This window comes from Rhizobacter sp. P3_B12, assembly GCF_056402895.1.
In genome coordinates this window covers 1-670 of sequence record NZ_JBFUGN010001666.1, presented here as the reverse complement: position 1 = coordinate 670, position 670 = coordinate 1, and the positions used below count along the sequence as shown (strand labels likewise).

Below are 670 nucleotides of genomic sequence, written 5' to 3'. Positions count from 1 at the left end.
GCATGACGCCGGCCTTCACGTAGTTGAAGCCCGGCCGGTACATCCGCTGCAGCGCACGCGTCGCCGTTGCGACCAGCTCGCGGGTGTCGGTGGTCGGCCTCACCATCGGCACAGTCATGCTCGGGCTGTGCTGGCAATCCTGCTTTCGATATGGGCTCGTCGTGATGAAGACGTGAACCGCTCCAGCCGCACTGCCCTGCTGCCGCAGCTTCTCTGCCACGCGTGATGCGAAGTCGCTGACGACCTGCTCCAGCTCTGCCAGTTCGGTCACGGCGCTCCCGAACGATCGCGAGCACATGATCTGCTGGCGACCTGCCTGCGTGTCGTCAAGGTCAAGGCACGAGGTGCCCCGCAGCTCGAGAAGCGTCTTCTCCAGCACCACGCTGAACTGGCTGCGCAGTGCCGTGATGTCCGCGTTGACCAGATCGCGCACCGTGTGAATGCCGGCCTCTGTCAGCCGCGCTTCGATGCGTCGGCCGATGCCCCACACGCACCCCACCTCCGTTGCACCCATCACAGCATCCAGCTCAGCACGAGACATCAGGCCGAAGTTGCACACCTGCGAGAGTGCCGCCGGATACGAGCCCGACTTGCGGTCAGCCGTCTTCGCGACATGGTTGGCCAGTTTCGCAAGGGTCTTGGTCGGCCCGAAGCCCACGCTCGTCGGCGC

The 670-nt window shown here is 65.2% G+C and carries 1 protein-coding gene; it reads right to left on the bottom strand.

Features of this window, described 5'->3' with window-relative positions:
- Nucleotides 1-670: DinB/UmuC family translesion DNA polymerase (locus tag AC1D01_RS37570; protein ID WP_477875024.1), on the bottom strand; the 670-nt coding region annotated here is incomplete at both ends.